The organism is Cognataquiflexum aquatile, assembly GCF_003316845.1.
Taxonomy (GTDB): domain Bacteria; phylum Bacteroidota; class Bacteroidia; order Cytophagales; family Cyclobacteriaceae; genus Cognataquiflexum; species Cognataquiflexum aquatile.
Genome location: NZ_QMIK01000005.1, coordinates 12,654 through 37,897, shown reverse-complemented (window position 1 = coordinate 37,897; position 25,244 = coordinate 12,654). Strand labels below are relative to the sequence as shown.

24 protein-coding genes are annotated in these 25,244 nt (G+C 42.3%); 18 read left to right on the top strand and 6 right to left on the bottom strand.

All coding sequences use genetic code 11. From position 1 onward, the window contains the following. Nucleotides 1-6: 6 nt before the first annotated feature. Entirely contained in the window at nt 7-759 is a 753-nt protein-coding gene (gene truA, locus DQW11_RS15340) for a tRNA pseudouridine(38-40) synthase TruA (RefSeq protein ID WP_113924988.1), read from the bottom strand. Between the two features lie 106 nt (nt 760-865). Here truA and DQW11_RS15335 point away from each other — a divergent pair, with 106 nt between their 5' ends. Together DQW11_RS15335 and DQW11_RS15330 are read left to right on the top strand one after the other, a co-directional pair. Further along, nucleotides 866-1,345 (top strand): DUF4293 domain-containing protein, encoded by a 480-nt coding sequence (locus tag DQW11_RS15335; RefSeq protein ID WP_113924987.1) that lies wholly within the window; start codon nt 866-868, stop codon nt 1,343-1,345. Nucleotides 1,346-1,433: 88 nt separating this feature from the next. Then, nucleotides 1,434-2,537: a trans-sulfuration enzyme family protein gene (locus DQW11_RS15330; protein ID WP_113924986.1), complete on the top strand. Its 1,104-nt coding sequence runs from the start codon at nt 1,434-1,436 to the stop codon at nt 2,535-2,537. A 171-nt stretch (nt 2,538-2,708) separates the two neighbouring features. Here DQW11_RS15330 and DQW11_RS15325 read toward each other — a convergent pair whose 3' ends face one another. From DQW11_RS15325 to DQW11_RS15305, 4 genes are all read right to left on the bottom strand, one after another. Beyond that, nucleotides 2,709-4,247, bottom strand: coding sequence for a YifB family Mg chelatase-like AAA ATPase (locus tag DQW11_RS15325; protein ID WP_113924985.1), 1,539 nt, complete (start codon nt 4,245-4,247; stop codon nt 2,709-2,711). 77 nt (nt 4,248-4,324) lie between these two features. Then, on the bottom strand, nt 4,325-4,690 hold the full coding sequence (locus DQW11_RS15320; protein ID WP_113924984.1) for a hypothetical protein: 366 nt from the start codon (nt 4,688-4,690) through the stop codon (nt 4,325-4,327). A 32-nt stretch (nt 4,691-4,722) separates the two neighbouring features. Next, entirely contained in the window at nt 4,723-6,555 is a 1,833-nt protein-coding gene (locus DQW11_RS15315) for an ABC transporter ATP-binding protein (protein ID WP_113924983.1), read from the bottom strand. A gap of 177 nt (nt 6,556-6,732) precedes the next feature. Continuing rightward, nucleotides 6,733-8,427 (bottom strand): hypothetical protein, encoded by a 1,695-nt coding sequence (locus DQW11_RS15305; RefSeq protein WP_113924981.1) that lies wholly within the window; start codon nt 8,425-8,427, stop codon nt 6,733-6,735. Nucleotides 8,428-8,749: 322 nt separating this feature from the next. Between DQW11_RS15305 and DQW11_RS15300 the strand changes: the two genes are divergently transcribed. The 12 genes from DQW11_RS15300 to DQW11_RS15245 all read left to right on the top strand — a co-directional run bounded on the left by DQW11_RS15300 (nt 8,750) and on the right by DQW11_RS15245 (nt 19,636). Continuing rightward, entirely contained in the window at nt 8,750-9,970 is a 1,221-nt protein-coding gene (locus tag DQW11_RS15300; protein ID WP_113924980.1) for a 6-bladed beta-propeller, read from the top strand. Nucleotides 9,971-10,244: 274 nt separating this feature from the next. Then, a complete protein-coding gene (locus DQW11_RS15295) occupies nt 10,245-10,490 on the top strand; it encodes a type B 50S ribosomal protein L31 (protein WP_113924979.1) in 246 nt (81 codons plus the stop codon). Nucleotides 10,491-10,561: 71 nt separating this feature from the next. Continuing rightward, entirely contained in the window at nt 10,562-11,761 is a 1,200-nt protein-coding gene (locus DQW11_RS15290; protein WP_113924978.1) for a GlmU family protein, read from the top strand. Between the two features lie 6 nt (nt 11,762-11,767). After that, complete coding sequence (locus DQW11_RS15285; RefSeq protein ID WP_113924977.1) at nt 11,768-12,916, top strand: DNA polymerase III subunit; 1,149 nt, start codon at nt 11,768-11,770, stop codon at nt 12,914-12,916. A 2-nt stretch (nt 12,917-12,918) separates the two neighbouring features. Beyond that, a complete protein-coding gene (locus DQW11_RS15280; RefSeq protein WP_113924976.1) occupies nt 12,919-13,350 on the top strand; it encodes an ATP-dependent zinc protease family protein in 432 nt (143 codons plus the stop codon). Continuing rightward, nucleotides 13,347-14,279 carry a 30S ribosomal protein S6--L-glutamate ligase gene (gene rimK, locus DQW11_RS15275; RefSeq protein WP_113924975.1) on the top strand — a complete coding sequence of 311 codons (933 nt, stop codon included), beginning with the start codon at nt 13,347-13,349 and terminating at the stop codon, nt 14,277-14,279. Before DQW11_RS15280 ends, rimK begins: the two co-directional genes overlap by 4 nt. Next, entirely contained in the window at nt 14,251-15,189 is a 939-nt protein-coding gene (hemC, locus tag DQW11_RS15270) for a hydroxymethylbilane synthase (RefSeq protein ID WP_113924974.1), read from the top strand. The genes rimK and hemC overlap by 29 nt, the downstream gene beginning before the upstream one ends. Then, nucleotides 15,186-16,019, top strand: a complete 834-nt coding sequence (locus tag DQW11_RS15265) for a peptidylprolyl isomerase (protein ID WP_113924973.1) — start codon at nt 15,186-15,188, stop codon at nt 16,017-16,019. Before hemC ends, DQW11_RS15265 begins: the two co-directional genes overlap by 4 nt. Beyond that, complete coding sequence (locus DQW11_RS15260; RefSeq protein ID WP_113924972.1) at nt 16,009-16,947, top strand: SDR family oxidoreductase; 939 nt, start codon at nt 16,009-16,011, stop codon at nt 16,945-16,947. Before DQW11_RS15265 ends, DQW11_RS15260 begins: the two co-directional genes overlap by 11 nt. Before the next feature lie 39 nt (nt 16,948-16,986). Then, a complete protein-coding gene (locus DQW11_RS15255) occupies nt 16,987-18,378 on the top strand; it encodes a sodium-dependent transporter (protein ID WP_113924971.1) in 1,392 nt (463 codons plus the stop codon). 134 nt (nt 18,379-18,512) lie between these two features. Beyond that, complete coding sequence (locus tag DQW11_RS15250; protein WP_113924970.1) at nt 18,513-18,884, top strand: response regulator; 372 nt, start codon at nt 18,513-18,515, stop codon at nt 18,882-18,884. A gap of 161 nt (nt 18,885-19,045) precedes the next feature. Beyond that, on the top strand, nt 19,046-19,636 hold the full coding sequence (locus DQW11_RS15245) for an outer membrane beta-barrel protein (RefSeq protein WP_113924969.1): 591 nt from the start codon (nt 19,046-19,048) through the stop codon (nt 19,634-19,636). 35 nt (nt 19,637-19,671) lie between these two features. Here DQW11_RS15245 and DQW11_RS15240 read toward each other — a convergent pair whose 3' ends face one another. Then, complete coding sequence (locus DQW11_RS15240; protein WP_113924968.1) at nt 19,672-22,458, bottom strand: WD40/YVTN/BNR-like repeat-containing protein; 2,787 nt, start codon at nt 22,456-22,458, stop codon at nt 19,672-19,674. Between the two features lie 189 nt (nt 22,459-22,647). Between DQW11_RS15240 and DQW11_RS15230 the strand changes: the two genes are divergently transcribed. Genes DQW11_RS15230 through cysM form a run of 4 tightly spaced genes read left to right on the top strand, consistent with a single transcriptional unit; the run spans nt 22,648 to nt 25,197 of the window. Beyond that, nucleotides 22,648-22,935 carry an FtsB family cell division protein gene (locus DQW11_RS15230; RefSeq protein WP_113925280.1) on the top strand — a complete coding sequence of 96 codons (288 nt, stop codon included), beginning with the start codon at nt 22,648-22,650 and terminating at the stop codon, nt 22,933-22,935. Then, entirely contained in the window at nt 22,916-23,470 is a 555-nt protein-coding gene (locus DQW11_RS15225; RefSeq protein WP_113924966.1) for a hypothetical protein, read from the top strand. The genes DQW11_RS15230 and DQW11_RS15225 overlap by 20 nt, the downstream gene beginning before the upstream one ends. Nucleotides 23,471-23,488: 18 nt before the next feature. Next, on the top strand, nt 23,489-24,322 hold the full coding sequence (gene epsC / locus DQW11_RS15220) for a serine O-acetyltransferase EpsC (RefSeq protein WP_113924965.1): 834 nt from the start codon (nt 23,489-23,491) through the stop codon (nt 24,320-24,322). Further along, nucleotides 24,319-25,197, top strand: coding sequence for a cysteine synthase CysM (cysM, locus tag DQW11_RS15215; RefSeq protein ID WP_113924964.1), 879 nt, complete (start codon nt 24,319-24,321; stop codon nt 25,195-25,197). The genes epsC and cysM overlap by 4 nt, the downstream gene beginning before the upstream one ends. Nucleotides 25,198-25,244 lie beyond the last annotated feature (47 nt).

Below are 25,244 nucleotides of genomic sequence, written 5' to 3'. Positions count from 1 at the left end.
CAGTATTTAAATAAATATTTCTTGGGGATAAACCACCTTACAAAGATAAAGGCCTTGGGCCGGGGAAGCAGCTTTTGCCTGACTGCGGTTTTTGCTGTCTAAAATTTCCTGAAACTGATCGCTATCAAGTCTTCCCAAACCCACTTGGACCAAAGTACCTACTATCGTCCTTACCATTCCACGCAAAAACCTGTTGGCAGTTATATGAAAGAGCAATTGATTACCATTTTGTTCCCAATAGGCCTCTTTTATTTTACAATTGAAGTGGTTGACATCAGTATGGACCTTGGAGAAGCATTGAAAATCTTCATGTTCCAATAACAGTTTGGAAGCCTCATTCATTTTGTCCACTGAAGGAATGTAATACAATAGCCATGCCCTTTCTTCTTCAAAAGGTTCCTTCCGTAACGTGATTTTGTATAAATAGCTTCTCCATTTTGCGTCAAATCTCGCATGGGCATTATTCTTAACCTTCCGCAATGCATAGACGGCAATGTCCTTTGGTAGCACGCCATTGATCCGTTGGACAAAATCCGCCTCCTCAAGGTTTAAAGCGGTGTCAAAATGAGCAAACTGTTGGGTAGCATGAACGCCTGTATCCGTTCTTCCGCTACCTGTCAGATAAGAAGGTTGCTTCAGTATCACAGAAAGGGCCTTCTCCATCTCTGCCTGCACAGAATGGGCATTTTTCTGGAATTGCCAGCCATGATAACGCGTCCCGCGGTAAGCGAATTCTATAAAATACCTTTGGATTTCCATTTTACAGTGCAAAGATATTATTCGAAGGCAAATAAAAACCACCTTTTATACAAACCTTGCGAATCAAAAAATTACCCTGTTTCTTTGTCAAAATTTAAAAAGCAAAATGATACAACGCATCCAAACCGTTTTTCTGTTTCTTGTGGCAGTGGCCATGATCTTGGTGATTTCCTTTCCCATCTGGCAGCAGGTCAACCCAAGTCAGACCCAATTGATGACCCTCACTGCCTGGAACCTGACTACTCTTGACGTGGCTTCCAACGAATCTGTCGATACTTCCTCCAAAATATTCATTGCCATTCTAGCCATTGTGGCTGCAGGAATTGCGATTTTCAGCTTGATGCAATACAAAAACAGAACCAAGCAAATGTTTTTAAATATGGTCAATTCCTTTGTGATGGTAGTCAACGTCGGTCTGATAGTCTGGACCACACATACGGCAAATGCCTTGATCAATCCTGCTGTCAACGGGGCTTTTGTGACCGGGTTTTGGGCGATCTTTGCCGGGATGATCTGTAACCTGCTTGCAAATAGGTTTATCCGAAAGGACGAAATGCTCGTCAGGTCAGTGGATAGAATCAGGTAGAAATACCATATACATAATCATACAAAAGCCGGCGGTTGATTTCGCTGGCTTTTGTTTTTATAAATAGTAAGTTTGAAAAAAAACAGCCATGAGACTCGAAACACTCGCCATACACGCAGGAAACACCATCACCGATTCCCACCAACCTGCTGTGCAACCCATTACCACGTCCACCACTTTTGTGCACCATGAGGGTTCTTTGATCTACTCGAGGGCCAATAATCCCAATAGGATGGCTTTGGAAAATGTATTGGCCAAACTGGAACATGGAGAAGGTGCGGCTGCTTTTTCTTCGGGAAATGCTGCTGCATTGGCGGTCTTTCAGGCTTTGGAACCCGGAAGCCATATCATCGCTCCGGACGACATGTACCACGGCATCCATAGACAGTTGGTGGAGATTTTGAAAGGGATCGTGGAAGTGAGTTTTGTGGACTTGGCTGACCTGGATCTTGTAAGGGCCTCTGTCAAACCCAACACCAAACTTATCTGGATCGAAACGCCTTCCAATCCTTTGCTCAAAATCACAGACATCCGTGCTCTTGTGGCAATAGGAAAAGAAATCAGAGCGAAAGTGGCTTGCGACAATACGTTTGCAACTCCTGTTTTTCAAAATCCGATCCTACTCGGGGCAGATATCGTCATGCACAGTACTACCAAATATCTTGGTGGCCACAGTGATATCTTGGGGGGAGCTTTGATTTGCAAAAAAGCAGATGATTTTTGGCAAAGAATCAAAATGATCCAACATGTAGGGGGAGCGGTTCCTTCTCCTTTTGATACCTATCTCTTGACGCGAAGCATCAAAACTTTGGCTTACAGAATGAAAGGCCATGCCGAACATGCCGGTATCATTGCGGAATATCTGTTCCAACATCCTCAAATCGAGGAAGTATGCTATCCCGGATTGAAATCCCACAAAAACCATCAGGTCGCCGCTTCCCAAATGTCGGGTTTTGGGGGCATGCTTTCCTTCCTGGTCAAAGGCGGTGCCGCGGAAGCAGATGAGGTAATATCAAAACTGAAATATTTTACCAATGCCACAAGTCTCGGTGGCGTGGAAAGTTTGGTAGAAAGAAGGGCCGCTGTAGAAGGTCCGGATAGCAAAACACCTGTAAACCTGATTAGGATGTCTGTAGGCTTGGAACACCTCGATGATTTATTGGAAGATTTGAGTCAGGCCTTACATAAATAAAGGCTGTCTAGAACAGCCTTTAGTTTTTGAAACGGTGAGCTAAAAAAGGGCGACCAACACAACTATTTCGTATGCTTAGTAAATAAAATAATTTTTTTTCTATTCGTAAAATTTTTGGTTGATTATTTTCTTGTTAATCGAAATTTTATCGAAACTAATTTTTTCCAAATATTAACCTGCCCAACCTTCTCTGTCCAGACTTCTGTATTGTATAGCCTCGGCAAGATGCTCTACTTTGATGGTTTCGCTTTGACTCAGGTCAGCGATGGTTCGAGATACTTTCAGGATCCTGTCATACGCCCTTGCCGATAGTCCCAGTCTTTCCATGGCGGTTTTGAGTAAAACTTTGCCCGCCTCATTGATCTGACAAACTTCTTTGACTATATGGGATGGCATCATGGCATTGCAGTAGACTTCGGGATTGTTTTTGAACCGCTCGATTTGCACTTCCCTTCCGATGATGACCCGTTCCCGGATGGATTTGCTGTTTTCGGTTTTTCTGGTGGAGGTCATCTCTTCAAATCTTACGGGAGTCACTTCCACATGCAGGTCAATCCTATCCAAAAGTGGACCGCTGATTTTATTCAGATAGCGCTGTACGATGCCGGGACCGCAGACGCATTCTTTTTCAGGATGGTTGTAATAGCCGCAAGGGCAGGGGTTCATGCTGGCAATCAGCATGAAATTGGCAGGGAACTCTACAGAAACCTTTGCCCGTGAGATTGTCACTTTCCTTTCTTCTAATGGCTGCCGCATCACTTCCAAGACAGTACGCTTGAACTCCGGCAATTCGTCCAAAAACAAAACACCATTGTGCGAAAGGGATATTTCTCCCGGTTGGGGATTGCCGCCTCCTCCTACCAAAGCCACATCACTGATGGTATGGTGTGGAGACCGAAAAGGCCTATTTGCGATCAGCGCTGCGTTTTTGCCAAGTTTGCCTGCAACAGAATGAATCTTGGTTGTTTCTAAAGCTTCCTGAAGAGAAAGTGGAGGAAGAATGGAAGGAAGTCTTTTGGCTAGCATGGTTTTGCCTGCACCGGGAGGGCCGATCATGATGACATTGTGTCCTCCGGCTGCAGCGATTTCCATTGCCCTTTTGATATTTTCCTGACCCTGCACATCGGCAAAATCAAACTCATATTGCTCCAAAGAATGGTAAAAGATATCCCTTGTATCGGTCACCAAAGGTTCGATCTGAAGTTCACCTTCCAAAAATTTGATCGCCTCCTCCAAAGTATTCACTCCGATAATGTCGATTTTATTCACAATGGAGGCTTCGGAGGCATTTTCTACAGGAAGGATAAATCCCTTAAATCCCTGCTTTCTGGCTTCTATTGCGATTGGCAAAGCGCCTTTGATCGGGCGAAGATTGCCATCAAGAGACAATTCCCCCATGATGATATAATTTTCCAATTCGGGAAATGCTACCTGTTCGGAAGCTTTCATAATCCCCAGGGCAATGGGAAGGTCATAAGAAGAGCCTTCCTTGCGGATATCAGCAGGAGCAAGGTTGACGACGACCTTTTGCCGGGGCATCCGGTAACCGAAATATTTGAGCGCAGACTCTACTCTTTGCTGACTTTCTTTGACAGCGGAGTCGGGAAGGCCTACCATAAAAAAACTTGTACCCTGACCCACATTCACCTCTATCGTGATGACCTTGGCATCAACACCGGATACAGCACAGCCGAAAGTTTTTGCAACCATATTTTAGATTTTAGGCAATAAAAAAAGGAAACCTTTTGGGTTTCCTAAATTAGTTATTTACTCCAAATATCCTTTAGTTATTTGAAATTTTGTCTTTTGCGAATTACTGAGGCTTCTCTTTCTTCTTCGATTGTTTCCAGTTTCTTTTCGATATTTTTGAGCTTGACACCTTGTTCAAAATCGTAAAGCTTGGCTTTCAGTTCGTTTTTTTCAGTCTCCTTTTTGGAAAGTTCAGCCACAAAATTGCTCTTGACCATGGTACTGGTACCCCAAGAAATCAAAAAAAGCAACAAGCCGATCAAAAGGAAATTGACCACCAACGTCGGCGTCAGTTCATCCACCTTCAAGATGCCTTTTACATTATCGAATAATAGGAAAAAGACCAAGGCGATTCCGAAAAACAGTGCGGTCACTAAGTGCGAGATTTTATCTATTTGCTTCATATGAATCTTTAATTTAATTGTTTCCTAATTTACTAAACCGACTGCATTGTGGAAAGTTTCCGGTATAATCCTTCTTCCAACATAAGTTGTTGGTGTGTTCCACGTTGGACGATCTGACCTTTTTTGATCACAAGGATTTCGTCGGCATGCTGAATGGTACTGAGTCTGTGGGCAATTACCAATGTTGTACGGTTGGCCATCAGATTGGTTAAGGCTTCCTGAACTAATTTTTCTGATTGGGAATCCAAAGCCGAAGTCGCCTCATCCAATATCAGAATCGGGGGGTTTTTCAATACCGCCCGCGCAATGCTGAGTCGCTGCCTCTGACCGCCTGAGAGTTTTGATCCGCGCTCCCCGATAGAAGTCTGGTAACCGTTTTCCAAATCGACTATAAACTCATGGGCATTGGCAATCTTGGCCGCTTCGATGACTTTCTCCTCGGATATTCCTTCAAGCCCAAAGGCGATATTGTTAAAAACCGAATCGTTGAACAATATCGATTCCTGCGTCACGATTCCCATCTGTTTGATGAGGGAATTGATTTCTATGGTTTTCAGATCCACCCCATCCAAAGTGACTTTCCCCTCTGTCGGGTCATAGAATCTTGGAACCAAATCTGCAATCGTTGATTTTCCTCCACCGGAAGGTCCTACCAAAGCGATGGTTTTCCCTTTTTGGAGGGTGAAAGAAATATTGTCCAACACCTTTTCCTTTTCATAGCTGAAAGAAACATGGTGGAATTGTACGGCATCTGTGAAGGTATGGACAGTGACGGGATTTTCAGCGTTTTGGATTTCGCTGGGTGTATCGACTACTTTGAAGATCCTGTCGGCAGATGCCAAACCCCTTTGGATGCTGCTTGCAGCACGGGAGATTTCCTTTGCCGGATTGAGTACTTGGGTGAAGATGATGATGTAGGTAATGAAATCCGAAGCGCTGAGGTCAGAATTATTGTTCAGTACCAAACTTCCTCCATATACCAAAATCCCTGCCACGACCGAAACCCCCATGAACTGTGAGATGGGAGAGGCCAGCTCGTTTTTCTTGGCCATCGAGATATTTACATCGGAGTAAAAGTCCGTCTCGCTGTCAAACTTATTTCTCACGTATTTTTGGGCACCAAATGCCTTAATTACCCGCATGCCTCCGATGGTCTCATCCAGGATATTCACGACTCTGCCGAGGGATTCCTGACTTTCGATGGCTGTCTTTTTCAATCTCCTTGTAATCCCGCCGATGATCGCACCGGATATCGGGATGACCATGATGGTGAAGAGTGTCAATTTGAAAGACATAAAAAACAGCACGGCAAAATATAGGATAATGGTTACCGGTTCTTTAAAGACGACGCGCAGTGATTGCACTACACTGTTCTCCACTTCTTGGATGTCATTGGTCATCTTTGACATCAGGTCGCCTTTTCGCTCATTGGAAAAGTACCCGATGTGCATCCTTGACACCTGCTCAAAAATCGACATCCTCATTTTTTTGATGACCTCAGCCCTTACTTTTGCCAAAACCACTCCAGAGAGGTAAGTAAAAAGGTTGGCCAGAAAAACCGAAATGACGATGATGATACAGACATAGACCAAAGTCCCAAACTTGCCATAAGTCTCTGAGATCTGATGGAAATAGTAATTGAATAGAGTGAGGAAATAGTCAAGGGTGAATGCAAAATCAGGCTTGCTGAGGTATTTGCTCATGTCAGCCTGCGGTGCCTGCTCAAAGATCACATCAAAAAGCGGCTTCAGCAGCGTGAAATTCATCAGACCAAAAATGATCGCCAAGAGTGTATATAGGACGTATATCGGAAAATACCTGCGGTAAGGCCGGGCATAAGACAAAATACGGAGGTAAGTATTCATGAAATGCTTTTACAGATTTGGCCGCAAGTTAAGGAATAAAAATAGGTTTTGGTTTTCTGTTGAATTCCTGAAAATCCTTTTTCACCCCAATATCCCAATAACCGATAACCATCCCGAGCTAATCGGGCAATTAACCAAATAACCTTTAACCAAATAACCATTTCCCAATAACCAATCCTAAAAATTAAAATCATTCCTCACCATATTCACCCGGATCGAAAACTGGGTAAAATTGGTTGACTCCGGGCTGGAAAGGTCTTCGGCAGTTCGCTTTCTGTAGCTATGACTTAGGTCCAAAAATACATTTTGCTTGATCATATAGCTCAGGTTCAGGTTGCCCATGATTACCGTGTTTTCCACGCCCTGACCGATATAGTGGCCATAGAGGCCTTTTCCTGTATTGGTTACTGTTCGGTTTTTCAGCACATCTTTGCCAAAGTTTACTTCCTCCGATGGATCATCTCCATAGAATTGGTACATGCCTGTAAATGTGGCAAAGAGACGCGGCAGAAACTCGGGCTGATACCGGAGGATACCGATTGCTTCTTTGAAATTCGCCCCAAGTGGGTGGGTGAGTGGTGTCCTGTAATTGGAAAAGGACTGGAAAGGCCTTTTTTCTTGGTAGGTGTAAGGCCGCGCTTGGTTGTATTCAAGTTGCAGGTCGAGGTTGGGTATTTTCAATACATCGATGTATTTATAACCCACCTGTATCCCGTGTTTGTTGCGGGAGGAATTTTCTCCTTCTAATTCAAAAAATTCGGTAAAGACAAATTCATTCAAGGCAAACTGTCCGTAAAGCTGCATACCCCGGGTCATGTTCCATTTTAAATCCGTACCAAGCATCAACTTGTCAGGTGAACCGCCCTGATGCTCTACCCAACGGTAAAAGATAATGGGATTGAGGTAGTTCCAGTCAAATTGGTCAGACATGATGGATTCAAATATGCCGATGTTGAGCTTTTTCCCCAGATTGACCCCAAGTCGGTGCATGGCAAACCATTTTTTGGGATAGCGGATTTTGTCTGTTGGCCGGCCCTGATTGTCAAAAAAGATATCAGCAGTCTGCTGTGCCCAAAGGTTGGTCAACTGAAATCGCCAGATTTTGGTATTCAGCTTGAAAAACAGGTAGGGATTGGAAAAATCCGAAAGGATCATGGACCGGTAACCCTCTCCAACAAAGTTCCTGTCCTGACCAAATTGGGCTTCGATGTGCCTCGTGACATTGAAACTCAAATGTGCCCGTGCCGAAAAGAAGCCATAGCCGGTTTCATTGTACCTTTTCCAAAATCCTTCTCCAGGTATTGCACCGCTGTGTTCGGCAAAGTCCTTGACCCAAGAAGGAAAAATAGTCTGTGTGGAAGTCATAAAAGTATAGAAAGCGACCTTTCTGTCTATGCTTCCCCTGATTTCGATTCCCCGGGAATTGCGGAAGCGCATCTCATCTATCCCGGGCTCAAATCCCGCAGCAAGGTATAAAACCGGATTGATATGGATGTCTACCACCGAATCACGGTAATGGTAAAAGTCGGCAGGTTTGGTGTAAAGGTGCTTCAGAAATGGTTTTTTGGAGGCTTCAGTTTCTCCGCTGATAAATTCCCAATTGTCGTTGCTCAGGTAGTTGAAGTTGAACTTGTCAGCTTTGGAGCGGGAAATATCAGCCTCAGAAAGTGAATCCAGAAAAGCCGCAACATGGTCTCTCCTGTAAGGTTTGAAGCCTGTATGAAAACTCGGGTTGTTTTTGCCGTCCAGGATTTCGTACCGCTCCAGCATATGGTAATAATCCCTGTTGAAAGGGACATAGGCACCTTGGGCAAAACCATCAAGGGTAAAAAAAGCAGCAAGACAAAAAGTCAAAAGAAATATTTTTTTCATAGGGGTGATGCTATAATGGTGTAAAGCTAAAAAAAACAGTGGAAAATGGAAGGAGAGCATCAGGTTTTCAAAGACTGGGATGTCTTTCTTTTTCAGATAGAAAACTTCTTAAGAAGTTAAAAAAATTATTCTCGGTTTATCAAATGTTTTGTTTTACTTTTTTTTGAAATGGGAGTGGTGTAATTCTCGGTCCAATACATTCTACTGAAAAATAGCTATAAATATAGTTTGAATTTAAATAACCGTAGAGTATCTTTAGCTTTAAAGTAAAGTCTGTTTCATTAAAATAAAACAGACTTTTTATCGAGAAATTGAAATAAGTATGAAAAAGATATTAATTTTTATGATAGTGATTGCCTTTAACTCACTATTTCTAGGCTGTAACAAAAAAGAAAAGCACCAAGAAATAAAGCAAGCTCAAGTTTTAATTGATTTAACGAAACCAAATCTTTTAGATTCTCTTATTTCGCCTCGTCAATTGATGACGGAAGTAGAGTATATTGTTTTGAAACCGTCAGAATCATTTATACTTACTGCTGCTCACAAAATTCAAGAATTGGACGGAAAGTTATTTATTCTTGATCGAAATAAGCAGATCCTTGTTGCATATGACTTAAATGGGAATTTTATTGGTCAGGTTGGCAATAAAGGACAAGGGCCAGAAGAATATGTGGAAGCTCTAGACTTTGTTGTTAATCCTTTAAGAAAATCAGTGTTAATTTTTTGTAGAGGAAGTCATTCAATTTTAGAATTTAAAAGTGACTTATCTTTTGTTAGAAAAAGTAAAATTGATGGATGGTATAATCAGATTGGTTTATTAGAATCAGAGAACTTAGCTCTTTACTCTTTTCTAGACGAGAATGAAGGCCTATTCAATATTAAATTACATGACTATAACGGAAAATTCCTCAAATTTAAAATGGAACATCCTTTAGTTAAAGGATATGTGCCATCGGATTATAGCGGTTTTATTTCAGGAAATTATTACACCTACCCTCTTTCATCAATCATTTACAAAATAGATGAAAATGGAATTGAAGATTTTCCCGCTTATGAAATCAATTTTCTTGATAAGAGGTCCGAAGATTTAAGATTTGATCATACTGGATTCAAATTCAATAACATGGAAAATCCCGAAGCAATACTAACAAAATTTGAAGTTGGTAGAGAGGGTAAGGAATTGATGTTTTATTACAGTTTCTTTGAAGGTACCTACGTTGGGTTTACTTTAGGTGTAATTTTATCAGGGGGTCAGTCTTTCGGGCATTTATCAATGAAACATTGGCCAAAAACCAAAAATGATATTTTTAATCTCTTATTTTTTGCTGGACCGTATAACTTGCCTTCATACAATGTTTCCAATGGCTTTTATTATGTGGCTACTAATATTGATGCGATAGCTGCTTTTTCTGATCAAATCAAAAATGAGAATACATTTAATCATTTAACAAAATTAGATCCTGATCTTTACAAAATCCTAATTAATAATCCAGATTTAGAATATCCAATAATTATGAAATTTAAACTTCGGGAAAGGATATGAAATCAAGACCAAATATTCAAATTTTCTTTTGGCTTTGCTTTTTACATTAAATTTTCGTTCAGAATCTCTGAAAAAATATTCCAACTTATCTAAACCCGGATTCATTTTTGTTTACTCCGACCAATAGTAAACCCTTTGCCCCCTTGCGCCTTTGCGAGATACTTAATTCCTTCACCCGTCAAATTATTACCAAACAAGATTTGGATACATTTCAAAAAAGAAATAACTTTGTGCCTCATTTCGGAAAAGCGATAAAAAGATAAATAGCAATACAATGAAAAAAGACATTCATCCTAATTACAGAGATGTCGTATTTTACGATACTTCAAGCGAATATAAGTTCATCACCAAATCCACCATCCAGACTTCTGAGACAATCGTTTGGGAAGATGGTAACACTTATCCGGTATATAAAGTCGAAGTAAGCTCTAACTCACACCCTTTTTACACAGGTAAAAAGATGATGTTGGATACAGCAGGTCGTGTTGACAAGTTCAACAAGAGATACGCCAAGAAATAATTTTACCAGCCTGCTCGCAGGTAAAGGTCTCCCGGAATCGGTTTTCCGGGAGACTTTTTTATTTTTGTACCATGGACAATCTGATTCTATTCGATGACCCTGCCATCCGGGGTTCTTTGTTGCCATTTACTTTTACCAGGCCTATCGGGGATATCCGGGTGGGGATTTTGAAGATTTCGGAGAAATGGGAAAAATACTCAGGCTACAAACCTGGGTTTTTGACACAGGATTACCTTTCTGTAAAGTTTCCCAAAAAAGAAGGTGCTGCTTTGATGGTCAACGGCGCAGTTTGCCCGGATCAGATGCTTTGGTCAGCCATCCACCAACTGAAAAGCACCGAGTCACTTTGGTCCAATAACCTTTTGGTTGCGGCATTTTCAGAAAATCCGGGTTCTTTTCATCCAGATCAGGCTAAGGCTTTGACCAAAATCCATTATGAAGGATCCGTCACAACCATCCAAAAATCATGGCATATTTTTCAGGTCAATGCTGCTGAGATCAGAAAAGATTACGAGCTGATCACTGCCGGCAGACGGTCGGAACCTTTGGAAGATCCACATACCATAGTATATAATGCGTCACAGGTTTTTATTGAACCGGGAGCAAAAATCAAAGCCGCTGTACTCAATGCCGAAGGCGGGCCGATCTACATCGGGAAAAACGCCGAAGTGCAGGAAGGTTCACTGATCAGAGGTCCATTTGCGCTTTGCGAAGCCTCCACAGTGAATATGGGAGCCAAAATGCGAGGAGATACGACTGTGGGGCCTTTTTCAAAAGTTGGGGGAGAAATCTCCAATGCGGTTCTTTTTGGCTACAGCAACAAAGGGCATGAGGGATTTCTCGGCAATGCCGTGATCGGCGAATGGTGTAACCTCGGTGCCGATACCAACACTTCCAACCTTAAAAACAACTACGCAGAAGTCAAAATCTGGGATTATACCAAAGGCGGATTTACCAATACAGGCTTGCAGTTTTGTGGACTGATGATGGGAGACCATGCCAAGGCAGGCATCAACACGATGTTTAACACCGGGACGGTTGTCGGCGTTGGGGCCAATGTTTTTGGTGACGGTTTTCCGAGAAATTTTATTCCCTCTTTTTCTTGGGGCGGTGCTTCAGGGTTCAGCACTTTTCAGGTGAGAAAATTTGAAGAAACGGCCATCGCGGTAATGAAAAGAAGAGGAATGGAATACAGCCAAACCGAAAAAGAAATTATCCAAAAGGTTTTCGAATTGACAAGACATTACCGTATTTGGGACAAAGAAGTCTGATAAATTATGCTGTTTTCATCTATTCCCGGATTGGAGGAAGTAAAGGATAAGATTATCCAAGCAGTCAAAAACAACCACATCGCCCATGCACTTTTGTTTCATGGGCCGGAGGGTTCTGCCAACCTACAGATGGGATTGGCATTGGCGACCTACCTTCATTGCCAGCAACCGGGGGAGTTAGATGCCTGCGGAACTTGCCCTTCCTGCCAAAAAATGTCAAGGCTTGTCCATCCGGATATGAACTTCGTGTTTCCATTGGTGGGGGAAAGTAGAGAAGACGAGGATGAGGAGAATAAAGGAAAAAAGACCGACTTCCCATCCTCATTCAGAAACTTCGCCATAGAGACTCCTTTTGGGAATGTTTCTGACTGGATTTACAAGAATAACTTTGAGAAAAAGCAGCTCAACATTTCCAAAGCAGCTGCAAAGCAGATCATCAAAACACTTTCGCTCAAGTCATTTGAAGGCGGATACAAGATCATGCTGATCTGGTCTCCGGAATATCTGAATGCCCAATCTGCAAATTCCCTTTTGAAAATATTGGAGGAACCGCCAGCCAAAACACTTTTTATTCTCGTGACTTCCCATCCTGAACAATTGTTGACGACCATTCTTTCCCGAACCCAAAAGATCATGATCAGGGCATTTTCGGATGAAGAAGTGATGCAGCATTTGATTCAGAAGTTTCATATAACCCGGGATACTGCCATGCAGATAGCCCCATTGGCTGACGGCAACATGAGAGAGGCCGAAAACATGGTCAATCAGGTAGAGGATGAATTCACGAGACTGGTCAGGGACTGGTTCCGGGCATGTTATTCCGTCCATGTCAATGACATGTTGGAATTTGTAGAAAAATTCAGTTCCAAAGATAAAGAAGCACAAAAATCCCTGCTTTTGAGCGGGATCAATGTGATCCGGGAGGTGATGCTGGACAAGTCCCAATTGGCAGAATTGATGCGTAGCATAGAATCTGACCGAGAATTTATCCATAATCTCGGCGTCCATGTCCTAGATGAAGAAAAACTTACGGCCATTTATCAGGCGATGAATGAGGCACATTACCATATTGAAAGAAATGCCAATATCCGGATACTTTTTGCCGATCTGTCCTTCCGCCTGGCACGAATCATGAGGCCGATGCAAACAGCTTAGCCATGAAAAAGACAATCGGAAGAAGGGAAAAGATTCACCTGCCAAAATGGGGGTTGAAAAATGTCACCGCCAAAACTGACACTGGTGCCTACACTTCTGCTATCCATTGTGAATTTGCCGAAGAGAAAATTGAAAATTCAGTGCCGGTGCTATATTTTAAAGTACTTTCTCCAAAGCACAAAAAATATAAAAGCAAAGTGATTCGGACTGAAGATTTTACCGAAAAGGTGGTAAAGAATTCCTTTGGTCAGGCGGAAGTCAGGTACAAAGTGAATACAAAAGTCGTTATGTTTGGGGAGGAATTTGATGCCGAATTTACCCTCACAGACAGGTCAAAAATGAAGATTCCGATACTTATCGGAAGGAAATTGTTAAGAGGGAGATTTTTAGTGGACGTAGATTCTGTAAACCTGTCAAAGAAATCACAAAAATGAAGATTGCAATACTTTCCAGAAATCCACACCTTTTTTCTACCAAAAGGTTGATAGAAGCCATCCGGGCTGCGGGGCATGAGGCTTTGGTCGTGGACCATTCCCTTTGCGATCTGATCATTGAGCAGGAGGGACCATACATCATCTATAAAGGTGAAAAATTGGAAGGTGTCGATGCAATTATCCCAAGAATCGGAGCTTCGGTTACCTTTTATGGAACAGCCGTAGTCCGTCAGTTTGAGTTGATGGGCGTATTTTCTGCGGTAGACTCCCAGGCGATTGTAAGGAGCAGGGACAAGCTCAGAAGCCTTCAGATTCTGTCCAAGGCAGGTCTGGGGATGCCCAAGACGGCTTTTACCAATTTTTCCAAAGGCGGTGAAAAAGCCCTGATCGAAAGGGTCGGCGGAGCACCGCTCATCATCAAGCTATTGGAAGGAACCCAGGGACTCGGTGTGGTTTTGGCCGAAACAAAAAAGGCCGGACAATCTGTCATTGAGGCTTTCCATGGACTGAAAGCCAGGATCATCGTGCAGGAATTTATCAAAGAAGCAAAAGGAGCTGATATCCGGGCATTTGTCGTCAACGGTAAAGTCGTCGGTGCCATGAAGAGACAGGGTGCAGAAGGAGAATTCCGGTCCAATCTCCACAGAGGAGGAATTGCAACAGTGATCAAATTGTCCAAAGAAGAGAAAGCTGCTGCACTGAGTGCAGCCAAAGCGTTGGGCTTGGATATCGCAGGAGTGGATATGTTGCAGTCTGACAGAGGTCCGCTGATATTGGAAGTCAACAGTTCGCCGGGTTTGGAAGGAATAGAGGAGGCGACAGGTGTGAATATAGCCGGGGAGATTGTCAAATTCATAGAAGAAGCAGTGGAGAAGAAAATAAACAAAAAGAAAAGCAAGAATGAGCAAACCGATCAGGATAGGCACTAGGGGAAGCAAATTGGCCCTTTGGCAGGCGTATCATATCGCTGACCTTCTCCATGCAAAAGGTCTGGAAACTGAGATCGTCCTTATTGATACCAAAGGTGACAAAATACTGGATGTGTCCATTGCCAAAATCGGCAGCAAAGGAGTTTTTACCGAGGAGTTGGAAGAGCAACTTTCCACCGGTGCCATTGATATTGCCGTCCACAGTGCCAAAGACATGCAGTCCAAACTGCCGGAGGGATTTGAAATCATCGCTTTTACCGAAAGGGAAAAAGAAAATGACATCATCCTAAGCCATCAGATAGATATTGACTATTCCAACCCTGAAAAACCCCTACTTTTGGGAACATCCTCCACAAGGAGAGTAGCTACGCTGAAGCATTTTTATCCTCATATAAAAACCGTGGAAGTCAGGGGAAATCTACAGACCAGAATTGCCAAAATGGAAGCCGGACTGTGTGATGCTTTATTACTTGCCTATGCAGGAGCGCACAGGATGGGATACGACGAGATGATCCGCCACGAACTTTCATTGGAGGAATTTACCCCGGCCGTCGGTCAGGGTTCTGTTGCTATAGAATCTTCTGTGAATCTTGATCCAACACTGAAATCCAAAATTGTTGAAGCCTGTCACCATGAAGAGACCGGATATAGGTTGCTTGCAGAAAGGGCATATCTCCGGGTATTGGAGGGAGGCTGCAGTATTCCTGTTTTTGCTTTGGCAGAAAATCAGGCTGACAAACTCCTTCTCAAGGGTGGAATTGTTTCCCTGGATGGTGCCAAAAGGATTATTCACCATGTATCAGGACCAGCATCTCAGGCTGAAGAGTTGGGAAAAGAATTGGCCAAACTTGTGTTGGGAAGCGGGGGCGATGACATTTTAAAAGAAATCAAATCAGATCTGAAAAAATGAAAAGACTGAGTTTTATCCCTTTTGTACTATTGACTGCATTGCTTTTCGCCTGTTCGGTCGAGAAGGATTATGTCATCAAAATCCAGACAAAGCATGGAGATATGTATGCGGTTTTGTTTGATCAAACCCCAAAACATAAGCAGAATTTTATTGACCTGGCGGAAGCAGGAAGATTCGATTCGACCGAATTCCACAGAATTATCAAAGATTTTATGATTCAGGGTGGGGATGTTTTCACCAAAGAAAAGCTTCCTCCCGATACTTGGCCAACCGTGGAAGCGGAGATTGTACCCGGATTGATCCATAAGAAAGGAATGATCGCTGCTGCAAGGATGGGGGATAATGTCAATCCTGAAAAGAGATCTAGCGGTTCGCAGTTTTATATTATTCAAGGCAAAACCTACGCCCCTGATGAATTGGTGACAGACATGGAGCTTTTGTCAGAGACCTATTTCAAATACATCCAATTGGGAAGCAATGTCGCTTTGAAAGAAGAGTATGCCAGACTTTATCAATCTCAACAGTTTGACAGTCTGACCCAACGGATGCTTTCCGAAAAGGCCAATCTGGAAGCTTTTTACAATTTGGATTTAGAAATTCCGATGACGCCTGAACAGATTCAAACCTACACCACTATCGGAGGTGCACCCCATTTGGATGGAGAATACACCGTCTTTGGAGAAGTGATCAAGGGACTTGATGTTATGGAGAAAATTGCAAAGGTACCAACAGGAGAGAGGAGCAAACCACTTGAGCCCATTTTTATGATTGTCACAGTTGAGTTGATTTCAAAATCTAAAATCACCAAAGAGTTCGGCTATGTCTATTGAATCAGGATTGAAAAAAACAGTATTGGTAACCGGTGCCAATGGCTTGCTTGGTCAGAAGCTGATTGGGTTTTTGAGAAATGATGAGAACGTGGAGCTTATCGGAACAGGAAAAGGCGCATCAAGATTGCCGGAAAGCTGGGAAGGAAGTTACTCGTGGATGGAGCTTGATATCACAGACAGAGATCAGGTAATGGCTGTTTTTTCAGTCACAAAACCTGACAGTGTGATCCATACAGCGGCTATGACTCAGGTCGATGACTGTGAAAAAGACAGGGAAGGATGTAGGATTTTGAATGTGGAGGCGGTCAGGTACCTGATAGAGGCCTGTGAGAAATATGATACCCACCTGATCCATCTTTCTACTGACTTTATTTTTGATGGGGAAGATGGGCCTTATACCGAAGAAGCCCTACCAAACCCGGTCAATTATTATGGTGTGACCAAAATGGAGGCGGAAAATCTTTTGTTTGCTTCTAAGATCCGATGGGCTATCGTTAGGACGGTTTTGGTATATGGTATCGCACAGGATATGAGCCGGTCAAATATCATTCTTTGGGTAAAAAAATCCCTGGAAGAAGGCAAAACCATTAAGGTCGTCAATGACCAATGGAGGACGCCGACCTTGGCCGAAGACCTTGCGGAAGGTTGTATTTTAATCATGAAAAAAGGAGCAACGGGGATTTTCAATATTTCCGGGGCTGATTTTTTGACACCTTATGACATGGCTATCCAATCTGCAGAATATTTCAGACTTGACAAAAACCTGATTACGATGTCAGATTCGACACTTTTTACACAGCCTGCCAAGCGCCCACCTAGGACAGGATTCATTATTGACAAGGCAAAGAAGGAACTTGGGTATTCCCCCAAATCTTTTTTGGCTGGAATTGGTATTTTGGCAAAACAACTTAAATTAGCCGATTCTTAACCTTAAAAAATTCATCTAAACACAATTAATTGATAAACTATGGCGATTAAAACAGATGATCCGGCAAGGGGTCAATTCGGCTCAAGTTTTGGCTTTATAATGGCTGCTGCCGGTTCTGCGGTAGGATTGGGCAACATTTGGAGATTTCCCTACCTGACCAGCGAAAATGGAGGAGGTGCTTTTGTCTTTGTATATATTTTATGTGTGCTGTTAATCGGTCTACCGTTGTTATTCAATGAAATTTCCTTGGGAAGGGTTTCAAGAAAAAACCCGATCGGAGCAATCAGGGAAACAGGTGGTAATAGATTCTGGCAATTGGCTGGGGTGCTTTGCGTTATGGTTTGTTTTTTTGTTTTAAGTTATTATTCAGTGATTGCAGGGTGGACTTTGGGTTATATTTTCACAGAAATATTTAATGTTCCTGTTGAATTTAAAGAATTTCAAAAGACTCCCATGTATGTGATCCCATTGACTTTTGTCTTTATTTTGATGACAATAGGTATTGTATTAGGAGGAGTATCAGGCGGTATTGAGAAAGCATCCACGATATTAATGCCATTGTTATTGATTATAGTAATTTTTATTGCCGGAAGAAGCGTGACCTTGGAAGGTGCCGGTGCAGGTATCGATTATTATCTGAATCCTGATTTCTCTAAAATCAACTCTAAAGTAGTTCTGCAGGCATTGGGACAGGCTTTCTTTTCCATGTCCGTGGGATGGGGTTTGATGATTACCTTCGGTTCTTATTTGCCCAAAAACGGAAATATTATAGCCTCTTCAGGGTGGATTGCAGGAATGGACACAACGGTTGCCCTATTAGGAGGTTTGATGGTATTTCCTGCCATGTTTGCCTTGCTTCCTGGAAAAGATCCGTCCACGTCAGGGCCTGCTTTGGTTTTTGAGGTATTACCAATGGTGTTTGATGCGATGCCCGGTGGAAATATTATTGGTGGTTTGTTTTTCTTTTTGTTGATGATTGCGGCACTCACCTCTACCATTTCAATGTTGGAAGTACCTGTTGCCTACTTGATAGATGAAAGAAAATGGAGCAGAAAAAAAGCTGCATGGATAATTGGTCTTGCTGCAATGTTACTTTCTATCCCCTCGGCGCTTTCTTCAATTGAAGGAAATGCCTTCAACAGTATTACCCTTTCGTTTCTGGGAAACACCAAGGTTGGTTTCTTTGATATAATGGATTTTATTTTTGGAACAGTAGCAGTAATTTTTATCTGTTTGATGTTGAGCTTGTATACTGGTTGGGCTAAAAAACTTTCTGTTTTTGCTGATGAAATAAGCATAGGGGCACCAATTTTCAAGGGTGGTTTTAGGACAGTTTGGATGTTTTTTATCAAATGGGTTTGCCCAATAGTCATTGCGATTGTGTTGCTTGATTTGTTGGGAGTATTTGGCGAGGCCCAAAAAGGTCATTGAAAGTTGTTTTCTTGGAATTTTAAAAAGGGCCGGTTCGGCCCTTTTTTTTTGAATAATATTTTTTGCTTTTTAAATAAAAATTAATGTAATTTTAAAAATCCCCAAACAGATCCAATTTTCTTCCCATTATTAGTATGAAAGTCTTGGTAGTGGATGATGATGCCATAAACAGGCTGATTCTCCAAAAATTATTCGAACGTAGAAACAACGTCGTGGTTACTGCTGTAAATGGTCTTGAAGCCCTTGATATCTTCATCAATGATGAGGGTATTAACATCGTCATTACTGATATCATGATGCCTGAGATGGATGGAATTGAACTCCTTGCAGAAATCAAGCAAAGGGACAAAACCGGCCAAATTCCGATTATTGGATTCACTGCAGGAGACATTGATTATTTCAGAAGCATTGCGGTGATTCCTTTTGACAGGTTATTACCCAAACCAATGGATTACACCGAGCTCTATAATATTGCAAATCAGTTTGTCTTGGACAGGGCTTCTTAATTTGCTTTATGGCTCAAAAGATCAATTTGAAGGCTTCAATTTTTTGATTTTGAAATTCCGAAAGGCATATTTGCGTCCAGAAATCAGCAAAAACTCTATTTTTTTGGCAATATCCTCTTTTTACCGCGTTAAATAAATGACAACTTAAACCCTTAAAGAAAATGAAACACTTCCTATTTCTAATTTCCGCCATCATCCTGAGCTTCAGCGTTCAGGGACAGGATTTTTCCATAGGCCCCAAAGCGGGCATTTCTACTGCAAACATTCACGTGAACGGCGAGGATTTTCAAACCGGAGACAATGATTTTGGATATCATCTGGGGCTTTTTGTCCGAATGGGAGGAAGCTCAATTTTTATGCAACCGGAGCTTCTTTTTACAAGTACGGGAGGTTCTGTAATAAAAACGGATGATAACGGCGTACAGACCGATTTTAATGCCAGTTTCAACAGACTGGATATTCCCGTTATGTTTGGATTGAAATTTTTAAAATTCCTAAGGGTGCAGGCCGGACCGATTGCTTCTATTTTGGTCGATTATAAAATCGAAGATGCGCTGAATGTACCTGTGGAAGTGGATTATAAAACTTCCACTTTTGGCTATCAGGCTGGTTTGGGTTTGGATCTGGGCAATTTGATTTTTGACCTCAAGTACGAAAGTTCCCTAAGCAAAATGTCAAAAAGTTCTACTGCATTTCAAACTGATCAACGCCAAAATCAAATCATTTTATCGGCTGGTTTCAGGTTCTTCTAAAAAAAAGAGGTCCGAAATTCCGGACCTCTTTGGTATTATTTGATTTCAAAAACCAACTCATCGGTGCCTGAATTTTTCTTGATGAGGATGGTGTATTTCCCCTTTCCGATATTTCCGTATTCCCAACCTGTGGAGTTCACGCCTTTGGAAGAAGTTACACTCCAGGATTTCAGACTTTCTCCCTTTTCATTTTTTACTTCAAAATCAGTTTGGCCTGACTGATTTACAAAGTATAGGATAGACTGACTCGGTTTGGTGGTCGGTTCCTCAGCCCAAGGTGATCTTCTTTGGTTGATCCTGATTTCTGAAGCACGAAGCAATTTGGCCTCAGCTGTTGGATTAAGCGCAACTTTCTGAAGCGGATCCAAATCTACAATGAATACACTTCTGCCATGTGACCCGATGACCAGGTCATTTTCTCTTTTTTGGATTACCAAGTCATAGATGGCCACATTAGGGACATTTCCCTGAAACAGCTCATAGTTTTTTCCTCCATTTAGAGATACATATAATCCGTGGTCAGTTCCCAAATAAAGGATATTTGGATTGGTATGATCCTCCTTGATCACATTGACAGCTTCCTTCGGCAAATTGGCGGAGACAGAAATCCATGTCTTTCCATAATCCGAGCTTTTGTACACAAATGCAGAAAATTCATCATAGCGGTAGCCATTCAAAGTGACATAAACCGTTCCTTCGGCAAATTGTGAAGGGGTGATGCTGCTGACCCACCTGTTTTGTGGAAGGCCTTTACTGATATCTATCCAACTGTCCCCGTGGTCTTTTGTGACCCATATATTTCCATCATCCGAACCGGCATAAAGAGTTCCGAATTCGAGGGGAGATTCCTCAATTACCGAAAGTGTGGCGAAAGGCACATTTCCGCTTTTCTGGTTTTTGGTCAAATCCGGAGAGATGGTTTCCCATGTATCACCCCTGTCCAAGCTTCTGTAAACATACTGCGAACCCATATAGAAAATATCCTGATTGTGGCTACTGAGAATCGCAGGCGTTCTCCAGTTCCATCGGTTTGGATCCCTTCCAATGTCATGTCCCGGTGTAACCAATTTTCTTTCTTCGGTTTTGGTATTGATCCTGAAGTAATTTCCGAACTGAAATCCTGTGTAGACCACATCATTGGATCTGGTGTCCACGGCGACCACCATTCCGTCACCGCCCATGAGGGAAGTCCAAGGCACTTCGGGTTTGTTGGTGGAGGCACCGAACCAAACGCCATTGTCCTGCATGCCGCCATAGACATTGTAAGGTGTCTTTTCATCGACCATGACCGAATAAAACTGGCTGATCGTCAATTGGTCATTGAGGTGGTTCCATCTTTCTCCTCCTCCAAAGGAACTGTAGATGCCCCCGTCAGTTCCTAAAAGAATATGCTTGGCATCGTTTGGATTGATCCACATGGACTGATGGTCAGAATGGACATCACCGACTGTGTCTGTTCTTGCGAAATTTTTTCCTCCGTCTCTTGAAACCAAAAGCGGTACGCCCAAAATGAACATTTCATTTTCATCTTTGGTACTTACCCTGATTTCTCCAAAATAATATCCGTATGAGTTGTACAACCTGTCAAGATTGGATTCACTCACTTTTTTCCATGTTTTTCCTGAGTCATTCGAACGGTAAACTTCAGCGCCGATGACAGCCGAATTGAAAAGGGAAGCATTGGCGTCTTGTCCTGAACCATTATAATTGGCGATTTGTAGAGGAGTAATCTTTCCTGTCTTTACCAAACTCTTTACAGTCTTTGCATCGTATTTGGTAGCAAATCGGTTGCTTCTTAGGAATTTTTCGAGTTTCTCATTCTCAATATTTTCCACATCAGAAGCGGTCATTGTCTTGAAATTTTCAAATTTCAAATCCTCCGAAGTTTGTGCCGGTGTTGGCCTTGCAGGCTTTTCCTGCATTTTTTGGTAATCATGAAGGGCATAGACTACAGAAGGATTGCTCAGACTAAAGTCAAAACCAATTCTCCCGACAAATTCATCCTGGGGAAAGCCTGTCACAGATTTTTTCCATGAATCTCCTCCATCTTCTGATCGCCAGATGGCTGAACCTTCACCGTTTCCAATAAAATCATGTGCCTGTCTGAATCTTTCCCAAGATGCCGCCAACATGACATCTGGATTGGTAGGATGGAATTTCAAGTCGATGACTCCGGTATTGTCATTGATGGAAAGCGTTTTTTTCCAGGTTTTGCCTCCGTCTTTGGTTTTGTAGATTCCCCGTTCTTCATTTTTGGAATACAGGGACCCCATGGAAGCAACCCACACGATGTCAGGGTTGGTAGGGTGGATTTGAATCTGGCCGATATGCTGGGAATGCGGCAATCCCATAAATTCCCAGGTCACCCCGCCATCTTTAGATTTGTAAACACCCGAGCCTGCATAGGTGGACCTGCTTGAGTTGTTTTCTCCTGTGCCCACCCAAATGATATTGTTGTTGGAAGGTGAAATGTCCATATCCCCGATTCCCAAAGCACCTTGATGGTCAAACAAAGGTTTGAATGATTGGCCATTGTCAGTAGTTTTCCAGACTCCCCCGGATGCGGCGGCGACATAATAGGTTTTGAAGTCATTGCTTACCTCAATGTCCACAATCCTCCCACTCATGTTGGTAGGTCCGATATTTCGGGCAGGATAATTTCTAAAAGGTGAATTAGAAAGCATTTCCTGATGCACAGAAACGGCTTCTTTCATTTCTTTGGCCGTGGTGGGTTTTACTTCCTGTGCCTGAACAGCTGAAAAATGGAGTCCAAATAGAACAGGCAAAAGCCCGCTAAAGACCTTTATAAAATTTCTTTTCATAGGATTGTTTTGTTTGTCCAACAATATAAATATTCGGGAATTTATTTTGATACAATAAGGTATAAAGTGGTAGGCTTTCTGGATAGTCGGAAGAAGCTATATTTGAAAAAACAGGTGCGCTCAAATAATGAGCAATTGTGGAATTATTTGCCTCCAATGTATATATTTGTTTTTATCAAGGAGAATACGATGAAAAAGTACCTCAAATACACCAAAAATTTCTACTTCTTATTTACCCTATTTTTTATAGTCTGGATGGTGTTTATTGATTCAAATGACATCTTCACCCAGTTTAAGCTTGGTTCCAAAATCAGGGAGCTGGAAAAGCAAAAGGAATTCTATCAGGATAGGAAAGCAAAAATCCTTGCTGACAGAGAGGAATTGATGAGCAATTATGAGCTTTTGGAAAAGTTTGCCAGAGAAAGATATCTGATGAAAAGGGAAAGTGAGGATTTATATGTGGTGGTCGAAGAATAAACCAATTTTTGTTGTGTTTTTGTTTTTTCTCTTCTTTGGAATAGGAAACCTTCATGCCCAAAGAGAAATTCAGCAAGGTGAAAAAGCACCGTTTAAAGACAGGGTTTATTTTGGTGGTAACCTAGGCCTGTCTTTTGGGACCATTACTTTTGTAGATGTTTCGCCATTGGCTGGAGTGATGCTTACCAATACCCTTTCGGGAGGACTTGGAGGTACTTTTCAATATTTCAATGACTCAAGATTCCCGGAAGGAGACAACACCATTTATGGAGGACGGGTATTTTTAAGAAATAATATTTTCCAGAGTTTCTTTATCCATGCAGAATATGAAAGTTTGAATCTTGATCTTTATAATCCCAGATTTGATAGGTTTGAAAGAGATTGGGTTCCCGGGTTTTTTCTAGGCGGTGGTTATTTTACCCCTTTTGGGGGCAGAGGCGGTGCTAATTTCACATTTCTCTACAATTTCCTTTATGACCCATTAAGGTCTCCCTATAACCAGCCTTACGTCCTTAGGGTTGGGTTTTTTCTTTAATCAACCAAATAGCCAAAAATGAATTCCTTAATAAAAAAACTCAGTAAATCCCATCGGGATTGTCCGCAATGCCCTTCTCCAAAATTGATCCATACTTTTTTTGAAAGTGTATTGGGATTGTTGTTTCCTGATTTTGCAGCTGAAATTTTAAAAGAAGAGGATCAGGTTGCTGAAAAAATCGAAGAACTGAAACACAAGCTTTCCCAGGTCTTGTTACGAAACAAGCATTTGTACAAAGGAGACGGCATAGAGATTGCCAATGGATTCTTTGATAATTTGGAGCGGGTATATGACCTTTTGATACAGGATGTGAAGGCACTGTATGACGGAGATCCAGCGGCAAAGTCTGTTACTGAGATCATCAGGTGCTATCCCGGATTCTATGCTGTAGCGGCTTACAGGATTGCCCATCTGTTGCACTCTTACGGAGTGACGCTGATCCCAAGGATGATTACAGAATATTCCCATAGCAAAACAGGAGTGGATATCCATCCCGGAGCCAAAATCGGTGAACGCTTTTGTATTGACCATGGTACAGGCATCGTAATTGGAGAAACAACCGTCATCGGTGATTGTGTCAAAATCTATCAGGGAGTCACTTTAGGCGCTTTGAGCGTGGATAAAGAAGACGCGGATAAAAAGAGACATCCTACCATCGAAGATGATGTGGTCATCTATGCAGGAGCGACTATTTTGGGAGGAAATACCGTTATCGGAAGGAATTCTACCATTGGGGGAAATGTTTGGATTACCAAAAGTGTCCCTCAAAACAGTAAGATTTACTATCAGGCCAAAATGTATAATCCTGACCTGGACCAGACTGATACCTATATCATAAAAAATGAAGGATGAAATTAATTGACCTGATTGGAAATACACCTTTGGTAGAGGCTGTCAAAATCCCTACCAATCCTAAGGTAAAGATTTTTTGTAAACTGGAGGGGCAAAACCCCGGAGGAAGCGTCAAGGACCGCGCTGCCTACAACATGATCAAATGTGCGCTGGAAAGAGGAGATATCAAACCAGGTGACAGACTCGTGGAAGCCACTTCAGGCAATACAGGCATTGCTTTGGCTATGGTTGCCAATATTCTCGGCCTTAAAATGACCTTGATTATGCCGGATAATTCCACCAGAGAAAGAATCCTGTCCATGGAAGCCTACGGCGCAAAAGTGATTTTGACACCTGCAGAAAGAACCATAGAATACTCGAGGGAATTGGCTGATAAAATGGCAGCGGAGGAAGGTTATTTTATGTTGGACCAGTTTTCAAATCCGGACAATTATATGGCGCATTATTATAGTACCGGTCCGGAGATATGGAAAGATACTGAAGGAAAAGTCACCCATTTTGTTTCGGCAATGGGTACCACAGGTACTATCATGGGGGTATCGAAATACCTCAAAGAGAAAAATCCATCGATTCAGATTGTAGGTACGCAACCTACCGACGGTTCGCAGATTCCCGGAATCAGGAGATGGACTCCGGAGTTTTTGCCAAAGATTTTTGATGCAAGCCGTGTAGATCGGGTAATTGATGTCAGTCAGGATGCATCAACCATGATGACCAGAAGAATGGCAAAAGAAGAGGGGATTTTGGCCGGAATGAGCAGTGGAGGAGCTTTGCACGCTGCGATCCAACTTTCAACCGAATTGGACTCAGGCGTCATCGTCTGTATTACCTGTGACAGGGGAGATCGGTACTTGAGTTCTGATCTTTTTGGATAAAAAAAATCCCGGAAGCACAGCCCCCGGGTTTTCCACAAAAAAACAAA